At 71.6% G+C, this 14,052-nt stretch carries 13 protein-coding genes, 1 tRNA gene and 1 pseudogene; 6 read left to right on the top strand and 9 right to left on the bottom strand.

Annotated features, from left to right (window positions below; translation table 11 throughout):
* Window positions 1–48: 48 nt before the first annotated feature.
* A pseudogene (locus ACZ7KF_RS15230) lies at window positions 49–303 on the top strand (histidine kinase); the annotation flags it as partial.
* Here ACZ7KF_RS15230 and ACZ7KF_RS15225 read toward each other — a convergent pair.
* From ACZ7KF_RS15225 to ACZ7KF_RS15200, 6 genes are all read right to left on the bottom strand, one after another.
* On the bottom strand, window positions 299–1,171 hold the full coding sequence (locus tag ACZ7KF_RS15225) for a Cof-type HAD-IIB family hydrolase (protein ID WP_471073766.1): 873 nt from the start codon (window positions 1,169–1,171) through the stop codon (window positions 299–301). The pseudogene ACZ7KF_RS15230 and the gene ACZ7KF_RS15225 overlap by 5 nt on opposite strands.
* A 116-nt stretch (window positions 1,172–1,287) precedes the next feature.
* Window positions 1,288–2,190, bottom strand: a complete 903-nt coding sequence (locus ACZ7KF_RS15220) for an LLM class flavin-dependent oxidoreductase (protein ID WP_471073763.1) — start codon at window positions 2,188–2,190, stop codon at window positions 1,288–1,290.
* A 184-nt stretch (window positions 2,191–2,374) separates the two neighbouring features.
* Window positions 2,375–2,923 (bottom strand): RNA 2'-phosphotransferase, encoded by a 549-nt coding sequence (locus tag ACZ7KF_RS15215; RefSeq protein WP_471073760.1) that lies wholly within the window; start codon window positions 2,921–2,923, stop codon window positions 2,375–2,377.
* A 120-nt stretch (window positions 2,924–3,043) separates the two neighbouring features.
* The gene (locus ACZ7KF_RS15210; RefSeq protein WP_471073757.1) at window positions 3,044–3,991 is read right to left on the bottom strand and encodes a MerR family transcriptional regulator; all 948 of its coding nucleotides are present in this window, start codon (window positions 3,989–3,991) and stop codon (window positions 3,044–3,046) included.
* Window positions 3,992–4,201: 210 nt separating this feature from the next.
* Entirely contained in the window at window positions 4,202–5,956 is a 1,755-nt protein-coding gene (locus ACZ7KF_RS15205) for an SDR family oxidoreductase (RefSeq protein WP_471073754.1), read from the bottom strand.
* Entirely contained in the window at window positions 5,953–6,795 is an 843-nt protein-coding gene (locus tag ACZ7KF_RS15200) for a M24 family metallopeptidase (protein WP_471073751.1), read from the bottom strand. The genes ACZ7KF_RS15205 and ACZ7KF_RS15200 overlap by 4 nt, the downstream gene beginning before the upstream one ends.
* Before the next feature lie 279 nt (window positions 6,796–7,074).
* Here ACZ7KF_RS15200 and ACZ7KF_RS15195 point away from each other — a divergent pair, with 279 nt between their 5' ends.
* The 5 genes from ACZ7KF_RS15195 (at window position 7,075) to ACZ7KF_RS15175 (ending at window position 10,944) form a co-directional block, all read left to right on the top strand.
* On the top strand, window positions 7,075–8,040 hold the full coding sequence (locus tag ACZ7KF_RS15195; RefSeq protein ID WP_471074489.1) for an ABC transporter ATP-binding protein: 966 nt from the start codon (window positions 7,075–7,077) through the stop codon (window positions 8,038–8,040).
* On the top strand, window positions 8,030–8,938 hold the full coding sequence (locus tag ACZ7KF_RS15190; protein ID WP_471073748.1) for an ABC transporter permease: 909 nt from the start codon (window positions 8,030–8,032) through the stop codon (window positions 8,936–8,938). Before ACZ7KF_RS15195 ends, ACZ7KF_RS15190 begins: the two co-directional genes overlap by 11 nt.
* The gene (locus ACZ7KF_RS15185; protein ID WP_471073745.1) at window positions 8,938–9,849 is read left to right on the top strand and encodes an ABC transporter ATP-binding protein; all 912 of its coding nucleotides are present in this window, start codon (window positions 8,938–8,940) and stop codon (window positions 9,847–9,849) included. The genes ACZ7KF_RS15190 and ACZ7KF_RS15185 overlap by 1 nt, the downstream gene beginning before the upstream one ends.
* A 9-nt stretch (window positions 9,850–9,858) precedes the next feature.
* A complete protein-coding gene (locus ACZ7KF_RS15180; RefSeq protein ID WP_471073743.1) occupies window positions 9,859–10,578 on the top strand; it encodes an ABC transporter permease subunit in 720 nt (239 codons plus the stop codon).
* A gap of 278 nt (window positions 10,579–10,856) precedes the next feature.
* Window positions 10,857–10,944 (top strand) — tRNA-Ser (locus ACZ7KF_RS15175).
* A gap of 183 nt (window positions 10,945–11,127) precedes the next feature.
* On the opposite strand, the gene ACZ7KF_RS15170 is transcribed toward ACZ7KF_RS15175, so the two are convergent.
* Genes ACZ7KF_RS15170 through serS form a run of 3 tightly spaced genes read right to left on the bottom strand, consistent with a single transcriptional unit; the run spans window position 11,128 to window position 13,674 of the window.
* The gene (locus ACZ7KF_RS15170) at window positions 11,128–11,550 is read right to left on the bottom strand and encodes a hypothetical protein (RefSeq protein WP_471073740.1); all 423 of its coding nucleotides are present in this window, start codon (window positions 11,548–11,550) and stop codon (window positions 11,128–11,130) included.
* A gap of 52 nt (window positions 11,551–11,602) precedes the next feature.
* A complete protein-coding gene (locus tag ACZ7KF_RS15165) occupies window positions 11,603–12,400 on the bottom strand; it encodes an HAD family hydrolase (protein WP_471073737.1) in 798 nt (265 codons plus the stop codon).
* Window positions 12,397–13,674: a serine--tRNA ligase gene (gene serS / locus ACZ7KF_RS15160; protein WP_471073734.1), complete on the bottom strand. Its 1,278-nt coding sequence runs from the start codon at window positions 13,672–13,674 to the stop codon at window positions 12,397–12,399. Before serS ends, ACZ7KF_RS15165 begins: the two co-directional genes overlap by 4 nt.
* Window positions 13,675–14,052: the final 378 nt, after the last annotated feature.

Raw genomic sequence — 14,052 nt, 5'->3', positions numbered from 1 at the left:
CCCCTGGGCCCGGTCCCGGGCCCAGACGGTCGCCGAACCTGATCGCCGGCCCTGCGGGAGGCGCTGTCCCGCGCCTCCCGGCACGTCGGCGCCTCCCGGGCCGACGTCCCGGTCGACGCGACCGTCACGCTGCCGGACGTGCGCCCAGGAGTACGGTCGGCCGCCGCCCGCGACGGGGCCGGGCTCCCCGAGGGCGGCCGACGCAGCGGCCTGCGGAGCCTCGAGCGGCGGGCCGAGTCCCCCGGCGGGGACAGCCGGCTCGTCGCGGTGCGTCGGCGGCGCACCGGTGGTGCGGGCGTTACGGCTGGCGGTCGGCGAGCAGTTGCTCGATCACCACGGCCACCCCGTCGTCGTTGTTGGCGACCGTACGGCCCGATGCGGCGGCGACGACGTCCGGGTGGGCGTTGCCCATCGCGTAGGACTGGCCGGCCCAGGTCAGCATCTCGACGTCGTTGGGCATGTCCCCGAAGGCCACGACCTCCTCGTGCGAGATGCCGCGCTCGGCGCAGCACAGGGCGAGGGTGCTGGCCTTGGAGACGCCGGGGCCGCTGATTTCCAGCAGGGCGCTGGGGCTGGAGCGGGTGACGTTGGCGTGGTCGCCGATCGCCAGGCGGGCCAGGGTGAGGAAGGCGTCGGGGTCGAGGGAGGGGTGGTAGGCGAGGATCTTGAGCACGGGCTGGTCGGCGTCCGGGCCGTCGGGCGCGAGCAGCTTCTCGGCGGGCAGGAGATTGTCGGGTATCTCCATGTGCAGCTTGGGATAGTCCGGCTCCTGGTGGAAGCCGTACGTCTGCTCGACCGCGAACACCGTGCCGGGCGCGGCCTCGCGCAGCAGCACCGCGGCCCTCAGGGCGTTCTCCCGGGCCAGCTCGCGGACCTTCACGAACCGGTGGGCGCCGGGGCCGCCGTGCAGGTCGACCACGGCGGCGCCGTTGCCGCAGATCGCCAGGCCGTGGCCGTGGACGTGGTCGCTGACCACGTCCATCCAGCGGGCCGGCCGGCCGGTGACGAAGAAGACCTCGATCCCGGCCTCCTCGGCGGCGGCCAGTGCGGCGACGGTCCGCGGTGAGACGGATTTGTCGTCGCGCAGCAGAGTGCCGTCGAGGTCGGTGGCGATCAGCCGCGCGGGTGAGGCGGCGGCAGGGGTCCCGGGCTGTCTGGTCGCTGAGGTCACCCGGCCATTCTCGCCCAGGCTTGCGCACGGCCGTGCGTCGGTCCGCACAGATGAGACACAGCTGACGCCGCGGCCGGGGCACGAGTGCCCCGGGGACCGGGAGACGGGCGAGGTCGTCAGGCCAGCTGGGCGAGGGCCTCCATGGCGATTCGCTCGAAGACCTTCTCGTCCGCGGCGAAGTCGGAGTCCGGGATGGGCCAGTGGATGACGATCTCGGTGAAGCCGAGTTCCTGGTGGCGGCCGGCGAAGTCCACGAAGGCGTCCAGGGACTCCAGCGGCCGGGCGCGGTCCGGGGTGAAGCCGGTGAGCAGGACCTTGTCCAGCTCGGCCGTGTCCCGGCCGGCGGCCTCGCACGCCTCCGACAGCTTGCCGAGCTGCCCGCGCAGGGCTTCGACGGACTGCTCCGGCGTGCCGGTCTCGTACAGCTTCGGGTCACCGGTGGTCACCCACGCCTGGCCGTACCGCGCGGCGAGCCGGAGGCCGCGCGGGCCGGTGGCCGCGACCGCGAACGGCAGCCGGGGGCGCTGCGCGCAGCCCGGGATGTTCCGTGCCTCGTGGGCCGAGTAGAACCGGCCCTCGTGCGACACGGTGTCCTCGGTGAGCAGCCGGTCGAGCAGGGGCACGAACTCGGCGAACCGGTCGGCGCGCTCCCGCGGGGTCCAGGGGTCCTGGCCGAGGGCGGTGGCGTCGAATCCGGTGCCGCCCGCGCCGATGCCGAGGGTGATCCGGCCACCGGAGATGTCGTCCAGGGAGATCAGCTCCTTGGCGAGGGTGACCGGGTGGCGGAAGTTCGGCGAGGTGACCAGCGTGCCGAGGCGCAGCCGCTCGGTGGCCGCCGCGGCGGCCGTGAGCGTCGGGATCGCGCCGAACCAGGGGCCGTCACGGAAGCTGCGCCAGGACAGGTGGTCGTACGTGTACGCCGTGTGGAAGCCGAGCTGCTCGGCGCGTACCCAGGCCGCACGGGCGCCTTCGTGCCAGCGGCGGTACGGCAGGATGACGGTGCTCAGACGCAGACTCATGCGTCCGAGGGTAAGCGGCGCCGCTGACGACGGACGAAACGGCCACCGTGCGCTGCTGTCCGGCGGCGTGGAGTGAGCGGCGTCGACGTGGTGGGGGTTTCAGCGGGCGGCCGGTACGTGCGGGCAGCGCGGGCGGGGGTGTTCCGCGAGGGGCGGGACAGCGCGGGCAGCGCGGCCAGGGGTTTCAGTGTGCAGCGGGAAAGCGCAGGTAGTGCGGGGGGACGGCTGCGGTCAGCCAGACGCCGTTGGCGCTGACGTGGAACACATGGCCGTCGCGGTGCATGGCGCCGGAGTCGACGGCGAGCACCACGGGGCGGCCCCGGCGGGCGCCGACACGGGTGGCGGTCTCCCGGTCGGCGGAGAGGTGGACGGCGTGCCGGGTCATGGGGCGCAGGCCCTCCGCGCGGATCGCGTCCAGGTGCGCGGCCACCGTCCCGTGGTAGAGGTACGGCGGCGGGGTCGCCGGGGGCAGGCCGAGGTCGACCTCGATGCTGTGTCCCTGGCTGGCGCGGATTCTGTCGTCCTCGATCACGAAGCGCTGTTTGTCGTTCACGGCGACCACATGGTCCAGCTCCGCGCGTGTGAACCGGAATCCGTGGTCCGTGGCGGCGGCGATCAGCGTGTCGATCTTCACCCAGCCGCCGGCGTCGGGTGTGAGTCCGATGCGTTCGGGCTGGTGGCGCAGGTGCCGGGAGAGATATTTGGACACCTTCACGGTGCGTCGTTCATCCATGCGTCCAGCGTGCGGGAGAGATCCGCATCACGCAGGTTTTTTTCTTCCGAGGTTTGATCCACAACCAAGTGTAGTTATCCACAGGCTAATTGGCGAAGTTGTGGACAACTGGCGTTCGTTCTACGGCGTTTCGTGAACACCTGTGCGGTCATGCGGTGATGCGGCAAGATCGTCCAATGCTCTCGCCCGGACCTCGCGTTCGGCGGCCAGAGCGAGGAAGTCCGAAACGTGCCCCTGCCCAACCAGCCTTTCCACGGCCTCGATCGTTTCGGTGGGCAGTGCCACGTTCCTCGTGTCGGCGGGTGGCGCGGGGGGCGGCTGCGCCACGAGGTGGCTGCGCAGGTGACGGGTGGCCAACGCGCGCATCGCACGGGCGAGTTCCGCGTCGACGGTCTGCTGGGCGAGGGGGCGCAGGCGGCGGACGAGTGAGGCCGCCTCCGCCGCGTGCGCGTCCGTGCGCTGCCCCGGATCGTCCAGGTAGCGCGCGAACACGTACTCCGTGGTGAACTCCAGGAAACGGGCCGCGATGTGCTCCACCTGCCCCCTCAACTCCCTGAGGTGACCGGCGATCGCCGACAGTGGCACTCCGGCCGCGTGCAACTCCACGGCCACCGCCAGTTCTTGGGGGCTCGGCACCAGGAAGGTGTCCGGCTTGCCGACGACTGGTTCCAGTACACCGAGGGCCACCGCCTCGGCCACGGCGTCCTCGTCCGGGGCGCCGCCGAAGCGGGCCTCCAGCTCGGCGCGGGTGACGCGGTCGGGCTGCTCGTCCGTCCACGGCCCCTCGACCTCGGTGACCAGCCCGAGTACGCCGGCCAGGCCACGGCCGGTGTCCCAGGCGTCCAGGAGTTCCTTGATCGAGGCCAGGGTGTAGCCGCGGTCCAGGAGGTGGGCGATCTGATGGAGGCGGGTGACGTGGGCCTCGGAGTAGAGGTTGGCGCGGCCTCGGCGCTCGGGGCGGGGGAGGAGGCCACGGTCCTGGTAGGCGCGGATGGTCCGGACCGTGGTGCCGGTGTGCTGGGCGAGGTCTTCGATGCGGTAGGTGTTCCGGGCCGGTGGGTCGGGCATCGTGGGGTTCCCTTGAGTCGTACCGGAAGTTGCTGGTGGACGGGTGGCACCACCGGCCGGGCACGCTGTCCACGGCCGTGTCGTACGGCCGTCGCCCGGGCTCGGCTGTCCACGGCCGTGTCGTACGACCGTTGCCCGGTTCGGCTGTCCACGGCTACGTCGTACGGCCGTCGCCCGGGTTCGGCTGCTCACCCGCCCTCCCCCGCCGCGTCACAACCGGGGTTCCACCCGGGCGATCCGCCGCAGCAGGCCCGGCGCGAACCGGGACAGCAGGTGCGCTCCCCGGGCCTCCGGGGTCACCGGTGCCACCGCCCGGTTGTGGATCACCGCGTCCAGGATCGCGTCGGCCACCTTCTCCGGCGGGTAGTTGCGCAGCCCGTACAACCGGGCCGAGCGCTGCCGGCGGCGCTGCTGCTCCGCCTCGTCGACGCCGGCGAAGCGGGCCGTGGCGGTGATGCCGGTGTTGACGATGCCCGGGCAGACCGCGGTGACACCGATGCCCTGGGCGGCCAGCTCGGCGCGCAGGCACTCGGAGAGCATCAGCACGGCCGCCTTGGAGGTGCTGTAGGCGGGAAGCGCGCGCGAGGGCTGGTACGCCGCCGCGGACGCGATGTTGACGATGTGGCCGCCCTGGCCGCGCTCGGCCATGCGCGCGCCGAAGAGGCGGCAGCCGTGGATGACACCCCAGAGGTTGACGTCCAGGACCCTGCGCCAGTCGTCGGTCGTCGTGGCGAAGAAGGAGCCCGACAGGCCGATGCCCGCGTTGTTGACCAGCACGTCCGGCACGCCGTACGCGCGGTGCACCTTCTCCGCCAGCTTCTCCATGGCCTGCTCGTCGGAGACGTCGGCCGGTTCGGCCCAGGCCTCGGGCGCGCCGACCAGCCGGGACAGCTCGGCGGTGCGGGCCGCGGCCTCGGCGTCGCGGTCGACGGCGATCACGCGCGCGCCGGCCTCGGCGAACGCGAACGCCGTGGCCCGGCCGATGCCGCCGCCCGCCCCGGTGACCAGCACCAGCTGCCCGCCGAACCGGTCGGCGTGGCGGCCGGTGGCGGCAGGCTCGGGACGGCCGCCCGTCACGGACGTCACGAACTCCTCGATCCACGCGGCCACCTGGTCGGGCCGGGTGCGCGGGACCCAGTGCTTGGCCGGGAGCGTGCGCCGGGTCAGCTGCGGCACCCACCGGTCCAGGTCGTCGTACAGCCGCTCCGAGAGGAACGCGTCGCCCTGGGGCGTGATGAGCTGCACGGGCGCGTGTGCGTACGCGTCCGGGCGCGGCCTGCGCAGCCGGGAGCGGACGTTGTCCCGGTACAGCCAGGCGCCGTGGGCCGCGTCGGAGGGGAGGGAGGCGGTCGGGTAGTCGCCGCCCGGGACCCGCTCGACGCGCTCCAGGATCTTCGGCCAGCGCTTGCCGAGCGGGCCGCGCCAGGCCAGCTCCGGCAGGGCCGGCGTGTGCAGCAGGTACACGTACCAGGACTTGGCGCCCTGGCCGAGGAGCTGGCCCACCCGGCGGGGCGTCGGACGCTTCACGCGTGCGTCGATCCAGTGCCCGAAGTGGTCGAGGGACGGCCCGGAGATCGAGGTGAAGGAGGCGATACGTCCCTCCGTGCGGCCCACCGTGACGAACTCCCAGGACTGCACCGAGCCCCAGTCGTGGCCGACGAGGTGCACCGGCCGGTCCGGGCTGACCTCGTCCACGACGGCCAGGAAGTCGTCCGTGAGCTTGGCCAGGGTGAAGCCCCCGCGCAGCGGCCGGGGAGCGGTGGAGCGGCCGTGTCCCCGGACGTCGTAGAGGACGACGTGGAAGCGGTCGGCGAGGCGGGCCGCGACCTGTGACCAGACCTCCTTGCTGTCCGGGTAGCCGTGCACCAGCACCACCGTCGGCTGCTCGGGGTCGCCCAGCTCGGCCACGCACAGCTCGACCCCGCCGGTCCGCACCCAGCGCTCACGCGCGCCTTCCAAGGTCACTTCTCCTCCGCCCAGCGCCGCACGTGCGGCAGATCGTCGTCCAGCCAGAACGCGCTCTCCACGGGGTCCCGGGAGTCGGTGACCACGAGGATCTCCTCGAACTTCGCGCCCGTGCCCCGGAAGCCGAGGTGCGGTTCGACCGCCCAGAGGCCCGGCTGCGGGGGGTGGTCCGAGAAGCGGTACGGCGACCACAGGGGCGACCAGCCCTCGCGATGGCCGTGCAGGGCGTCGGAGGCGAGCCCCTTCAGGGACTGCGTGCCGAACCCGAACAGATGGGGTGACCAGCGGCGCTGCCGCACCCGGTCCACCTTGTGGGCGATCACCCCGAAGGGGTAGGCCCGGTGCCGGTTGGCGTAGCCCTGGCGGACCATGAGCCGGTCCACGTCCTGGTAGATCTCGCGCAGCGGCCGCCGCTCGCGCACCTCGCGCAGGATCAGCTCCCGGTGCGCCTCCAGGTCGGCCATCAGCCGGTCCTGCACCGGGTTCACGCCCAGCGAGCCCGAGTAGCCGATGTCCGCCGTGTATCCCTCGTACACCGGTGCCATGTCCAGGATGAACGGCATCCCCGGCTCCAGCGCGCGCTCGGTCGGGAAGAACTGCAGCGGGATGCGGAAGTTCGCGAACGCCGTGCGGTCCCCGAACCAGGCGAAGGGGAGATGGAACCAGTCCCGCACCCCGTGCGCGCGCAGCCACTCCCGCTGCATCCGCGCGGCCTCGCGCTCGGTCACGCCCGGCTCCAGGCGGGCCGCGACCGCCTCCGCGCACTCGTAGGCGAGGCGCTGAACCCGCCTGAACCCCCGCAGCTCCACGGAGAGTTCGCTTTTCACTGCCGTCGTCATGCCGCCCCGTCCCGTCGTCCTGACGGCTCGTCCGCCGCCGGGGCGACTCGTCCCGTCGACCGCCGTACTCATCCGTAACTTGACACTGGTGAATGTGACAGTTGTTAGAGGCGGCGTCAATAGGAGGGATGGGGGCTGTGGACGACGGTCGTGCGCGGCCCGCCGGCCACCCTTGGGTGGGCGCCCCTTAGGGTCCCGTACTACCTGGGTCTGACGAGGAAACGGCTCTGAGGTCTGACGACGGACGTGGTCCGTGTCACTACCGTCGGAGACGTGACTGTGATCGCGACCGAAAGCCTGAGCAAGCGGTTCCCCCGGGTGACCGCGCTCGACCGGCTGTCCGTGGACATCGGGCCCGGTGTGACCGGACTCGTCGGGGCCAACGGCGCCGGCAAGTCCACCCTGATCAAGATCCTGCTGGGGCTGTCCCCCGCGACGGAGGGCCGGGCCGCGGTGCTCGGCCTGGACGTCGCCTCCGAGGGCGCCGCCATCCGGGAGCGCGTGGGGTACATGCCGGAGCACGACTGCCTGCCGCCCGACGTCTCGGCCACCGAGTTCGTCGTCCACATGGCCCGCATGTCCGGCCTGCCGCCCACCGCCGCACGTGAGCGCACCGCCGACACCCTGCGCCATGTGGGTCTGTACGAGGAGCGCTACCGCCCCATCGGCGGCTACTCGACCGGCATGAAGCAGCGGGTGAAGCTCGCCCAGGCCCTGGTCCACGACCCGCAGCTGGTCTTCCTGGACGAGCCGACCAACGGCCTCGACCCGGTCGGCCGTGACGAGATGCTCGGCCTGATCCGCCGCATCCACAGCGACTTCGGCATCTCGGTCCTGGTCACCTCGCACCTGCTGGGCGAGCTGGAGCGCACCTGCGACCACGTCGTCGTCATCGACGGCGGCAAGCTCCTGCGCTCCAGTTCCACCACGGACTTCACGCAGACCACGACCACCCTCGCGATCGAGGTCACCGACAGCGACACGCATCCCGACGGCACCCGCGCGGTCCGCGAGGCGCTGCACGCGCGCGGGACCGAGACGCACGCGGAGGCCGGCGGACTGCCCGGCGCCGGACACATCCTGCTGCTGACCGCCACGGGCGAGGAGACGTACGACCTCGTCCGGGACGTGGTCGCCGACCTCGGTCTCGGCCTGGTCCGCATGGAGCAGCGCCGCCACCACATCTCCGAGGTGTTCACCAGCGGCGACGAAGAGCGGAAGGAGGCCGTCGGCCATGGCGGTTGAGCATTCCCCGGCATCGCGCGCCGGTGACCAGACCCGCATCCACGACATCGGCTACCGCGGCTACGACGGCCCCCGCCTCGGCCGCGCGTACGCCCGCCGCTCGCTGTACTCGCAGTCCCTGCGCGGCGCCTACGGCCTCGGCCGCTCGGTGAAGTCCAAGGTGCTGCCGATGCTGCTGTTCGCGGTGATGTGCGTGCCCGCCGCCATCATGGTCGCCGTCGCCGTCGCCACCAAGGCGCACGAACTGCCGGTGTCCTACACCCGGTACGCGATCGTCATGCAGGCCGTGATCAGCCTGTACGTCGCCTCCCAGGCACCCCAGGCCGTCTCCCGCGACCTGCGCTTCAAGACCGTGCCGCTGTACTTCTCGCGGCCCATCGAGACCGCCGACTACGTCCGCGCCAAGTTCGCCGCGCTCGCCTCCGCGCTGTTCGTCCTCACCGCGGCACCCCTGCTGGTGATGTACGCGGGCGCGCTGCTGGCCAAGATGGGCTTCGCCCACCAGACGAAGGAATGCGCACAGGGACTGGTCGCCGTGGCCCTCCTCTCACTGCTCTTCGCCGGTATCGGCCTGGTGATCGCCGCCTTCACCCCGCGCCGCGGCTTCGGCATCGCCGCCGTGATCGCCGTGCTGACCATCTCCTACGGCGCGGTGTCCACGCTCCAGGCCATCGCCTACACCCAGGGCAGCGACGGTGCTGTTCCGTGGATCGGCCTGTTCTCGCCGATCACCCTGATCGACGGCGTGCAGTCCGCCTTCCTCGGCGGCAGCTCCGCCTTCCCCGGCGGGGTCGGCCCGTCCAGCGGCGAGGGCGTGGTCCACGTCCTGTTCGCCCTGGGCCTGATCGCCGCCTGCTACGGCCTCCTGATCCGCCGCTACCGGAAGGTGGGCCTGTGATGACCACGCTCTCCATCGACCACGTCTCCCGCTGGTTCGGCAACGTCGTCGCCGTCAACGACATCACCATGACCATCGGCCCCGGCGTCACCGGTCTGCTCGGCCCCAACGGCGCCGGAAAGTCCACCCTGATCAACATGATGGGCGGCTTCCTCGCCCCCTCCACCGGCACGGTCACCCTGGACGGACGGCCGGTCTGGCGCAACGAGGAGATCTACCGGCACATCGGCATCGTCCCCGAGCGCGAGGCGATGTACGACTTCCTCACCGGCCGTGAATTCGTCGTCGCCAACGCCGAGTTGCACGGCCTGGGCGACAAGGCCGCCCAGCGCGCCCTCGCCACGGTCGAGATGGAGTACGCGCAGGACCGGAAGATCTCCACGTACTCCAAGGGCATGCGGCAGCGGGTGAAGATGGCGAGCGCCCTCGTGCACGACCCGTCGCTGCTGCTGCTGGACGAGCCGTTCAACGGCATGGACCCGCGCCAGCGCATGCAACTCATGGATCTGCTGCGCAGGATGGGGGACGAGGGCCGTACGGTCCTGTTCTCCTCGCACATCCTCGAAGAGGTCGAGCAGCTCGCCCGGCACATCGAGGTCGTCGTCGCCGGACGGCACGCGGCCAGCGGCGACTTCCGCAGGATCCGCCGCCTGATGACCGACCGCCCGCACCGCTACCTGGTGCGCTCCAGCGACGACCGTGCCCTCGCGGCGGCGCTCATCGCCGACCCGTCGACGGCCGGCATCGAGGTCGACCACGCCGAGGGCGCCCTGCGCATCCAGGCCGTCGACTTCGGCCGCTTCACCGCCCTGCTGCCGAAGGTCGCCCGGGACCACGGCATCCGGCTGCTCACGGTCTCGCCGTCCGACGAGTCCCTGGAGTCCGTCTTCTCTTACCTGGTCGCGGCGTAGGAGGCCGAAATGTACGACCCCACCGTCGCCCGGCTCACTTACCGGGCCCTGCTCGGCCGCCGTCGGGCCCTCATCCTCGGCGCACTGCCGCTGCTGCTCATCGTGATCTCCGTGGCCGTGCGCGCCCTGACCGGTGCCGACGACCAGACCGCGTCCGACGTGCTCGGCGGCTTCGCGCTCGCCACCATGGTGCCGATCATCGGTGTCATCGCGGGCACGGGCGCGATCGGCCCGGAGATCGACGACGGCTCCGTCGTCTATCTGCTGTCCAAACCGCTCAAGCGGCCCGCGATCATCTTCACCAAGCTCATCGTCGCCATCGCCGTGACCATGGTCTTCTCGGCGGTGCCGACGATGATCGCGGGCCTGATCCTGAACGGCAACGGCCAGCAGATCGCGGTCGCGTACACGGTCGCCGCGCTGGTCTCCTCCATCGCCTACTCGGCGCTCTTCCTGCTGCTCGGCACGGTCTCCCGGCACGCGGTGGTCTTCGGGCTCGTCTACGCCCTGGTCTGGGAGGCGCTGTTCGGTTCGCTGGTGCCGGGCGCGCGCACGCTGAGCGTCCAGCAGTGGTCGCTGGCCGTCGCCCACAAGGTTGCCGGCGGTGACCTGGTGACCTCCGAGGTGGGTCTGACGACGGCCACCGTGCTGCTGGTGGCGGTTACCGTCCTGGCCACCTGGTATGCGGGCCAGAAGCTGCGGTCGCTGACGCTGGCGGGCGAGGAGTAGAGCAGGCGTCGCCGGTGGCGGTGTGCGCGGCCTTTATTCGGTGGCGTCCGATGCGGTGGCGGGGGACAGTGGTCGTGCCCCGTCCGCCGGGATCGTCCCGGCGTCAGGTACTGGGAGTGGAGGTGGGCGATGTCCATGCACGGCAGTACGCCCAGCTCCCGTCAGGGCAGTCCGAGGCCGGCTCCGGAGCGGATCGTCACCTCTTCGTAGAGCCATGGGAACTGCCCGGGGCGGCCGCTTCGAGCACGCGATGTCGCACGCGCGTGGGCCGCCCACCCGGAGGATTGGCCGAGTGGTAAGGCACCGGCTTGCTAAGCCGTGGTCGGGTCCGCAGGGCCCGCGCACGTTCGATCCGTGCATCCTCCGCGAGACGTTCTCACCGACATGTGGCCGGCCATGAGCCGGCCGGGTGCCGGGTGCCGGGTGTCAGGTGCGTCGGGTGCCAGGTGCCAGGTGCCAGGTGCCGGGTGTCAGGTGTCAGGTGTCAGGTGCCGGGTGTCAGGGGAGCGAAGGCGCCCGGCGCCGCAGGTCGTGCCGGGCGACGGTCGCTCAGGACGGTGCGGACGCCGGTCGGGCGCCCCGGGCGTCCGCGATCTTGTCCAGTTCCCGCATCGCCTCCGCGTGGGAACTCATCGTCCGGTTCACCGTGCCCGTCGTGAAGAGGATCGCGCCGGCCAGGGACACCGGGACCGACAGGCCGAGGATCGCCAGCGCCTCCGGCCAGTCACGCTCGTTCGCGCAGTAGTCGCCGTCGTAGAGGCCGTCGTTGGCGGTCCCGCGGTCCGTCAGCAGACGGGACTCGCACTGGGCGGGGTACTGATCGTCGGAACTGCGCTGCGCCTCGTAGGGCGTGAGGAGCAGCACGGCGCACCAGGTCCACAGCAGCCCCGCCACGGCCAGCAGGCCGATGCCCCAGGCGCGTATCCGGGAGGCGCGGTCGCGGAAGTCGAGGTCGAACTCTCGTGATCGCATGACCGCCGAGAGTAGCAACCGCGCCGGCGCCCGGCCCAGGCGCCCGGTGCGGTCAGCCCAGCAACCGCTCCAGGACCACCGCGATGCCGTCCTCTTCGTTGGAGGAGGTGACCTCGTCGGCCACCGCCTTCAGTTCCTCATGGGCGTTGGCCATGGCCACGCCCCGAGAGGCCCAGGCGAACATCGGGATGTCGTTGGGCATGTCGCCGAAGGCGATCGTGTCGGCGGCCTTCAGACCCAGGCGGCGGGCCGCCAGGGACAGGCCCGTGGCCTTGGACAGCCCCAGCGGCAGGAGTTCGACGATGCCGTGACCGGCCATGGCCACCGTGACGAAACCGCCGGCCGCCTGCCGGGCGGCCTCCGCCAGCTCGTCGTCGCCCATCGTCGGATGCTGTATGTAGATCTTGTTCAGCGGCGCCGCCCAGATGTCCGACGCGTCCGTGAACGGGGTCGCCGGGAGCGTGCCGGTGACCGCGTATCCCGGACCGACCAGCACCTCGCCGTCCAGGCCGTCCCGGCTGGCCGCCAGGTGGAGCGGGCCCACCTCGGCCTCGATCTTGGCCAGGGCCACGCCCGCCAGCTGCCGGTCCAGGGTGACGGAGGTCAGCAGGCGGTGGGCGCCGGCGTCGTACACCTGGGCGCCCTGGCCGCAGACGGCGAGGCCGTCGTAGCCGAGGTCGTCCAGGATGTGGCGGGTCCAGGGGACCGCGCGGCCGGTGACGACGATGTGCGCCGCGCCCGCCGCGGTGGCCGCGGCGAGCGCGTCACGGGTGCGCCGCGAGATCGACTCGTCGGAGCGCAGCAGCGTTCCGTCGAGGTCGGTGGCGATGAGCCCGTAGGGGAAGCTCACCGGGACACCGGCTCCAGGACCTCACGGCCGCCCAGGTAGGGGCGCAGCACCTCGGGCACCCGGACGGAACCGTCGGCCTGCTGGTGGTTCTCCAGGATCGCCACGATCGTGCGGGGGACGGCGCAGAGCGTGCCGTTGAGGGTGGCCAGCGGCTTGACCTGCTTGCCGTCGCGGACCCGGATGGACAGGCGGCGGGACTGGAACTCGGTGCAGTCCGAGGTCGAGGTCAGCTCGCGGTACTTGCCCTGGGTGGGGATCCACGCCTCGCAGTCGTACTTACGGGCGGCCGAGGCGCCGAGGTCGGCGGAGGCGACGTCGATGACGCGGAACGGCAGCTCCAGCGAGGTCAGCCACTGCTTCTCCCACTCCAGCAGGCGCTGGTGCTCCGCCCGGGAGTCCTCGGGAGCGACGTACGAGAACATCTCGACCTTGTCGAACTGGTGCACGCGGAAGATGCCTCGCGTGTCCTTGCCGTGCGAGCCGGCCTCGCGGCGGAAGCAGGGCGAGAAGCCCGCGTACCGCAGCGGCAGCTTGTCGGCGTCGATGATCTCGTCCATGTGGTACGCGGCCAGCGGGACCTCGGAGGTGCCCACCAGGTACAGGTCGTCCTTGTCGAGGTGGTAGACGTCCTGCGCGGCCTGGCCGAGGAAGCCGGTGCCGGCCATGGACTGCGGGCGGACCAGCGCGGGCGTCAGCATCGGCGTGAAGCCGGCCGCCGTGGCCTGCGCGATCGCCGCGTTCACCAGGGCCAGCTCCAGCAGGGCGCCGACACCGGTGAGGAAGTAGAAGCGGGAGCCGGAGACCTTGGCACCGCGCTCGACGTCGATCGCGCCGAGCAGCTGGCCCAGCTCCAGGTGGTCCTTGGGGTCGAAGCCCTCGGCACCGAAGTCGCGGATCGTGCCGTGCGTCTCCAGCGTGACGAAGTCCTCCTCACCGCCGACGGGCACGTCGGGGTGGACGAGGTTGCCGAGCCGGAGCAGCAGCTGCTGGGTCTCGGCGTCGGCCGCGTCGCGCTCGGCGTCGGCGGCCTTCACGTCGCTCTTCAGCTGCTCGGCGCGCTTGAGCAGCTCGGCCTTCTCGTCACCGGTGGCCTTGGGGATGAGCTTGCCGAGCTGCTTCTGCTCGGCGCGCAGCTCGTCGAAGCGGACGCCGGACGACCTGCGCCGCTCGTCGGCAGACAGGAGGGAGTCGACGAGCGCGACGTCCTCTCCACGGGCGCGCTGGGACGCGCGCACACGGTCGGGGTCCTCACGGAGCAGGCGAAGGTCAATCACGAGGCCAAGGCTACCGGTGCGCGACAGCGGCTCACGCATCACTATTCCGGGGGATTCGGATTCGCGGCTTACATTCCGGTATGCGGTAATTGCCGAACGCGTTCCCCGCTGCAAGCCGCGCATCAGGCCGCGCATCAAGGCGCGCCTCGGCCCGCGCGTCGCGCCGAGCGTCAAGGGGAAAGTGTCTCACTCCCTGGGACGGGGCACGGTCCGGACGGCCGGTTGACCGGATTCCCTTGCGGAGAACGGGATTTGGCAGCTGGGTTGTCGCCGGGTCGTCGCCGGGTTGTCCACAGGGATCCACACCCCTCGGAGAGTTATCCACAGGCTGTGTGGAAGGTCTGTGGACTTCGGAATTGATCACTCCGGAAACTGCGA

It is taken from the genome of Streptomyces sp. NPDC038200 (assembly GCF_055600785.1).
This window is presented reverse-complemented; position numbering and strand designations above follow the sequence as displayed.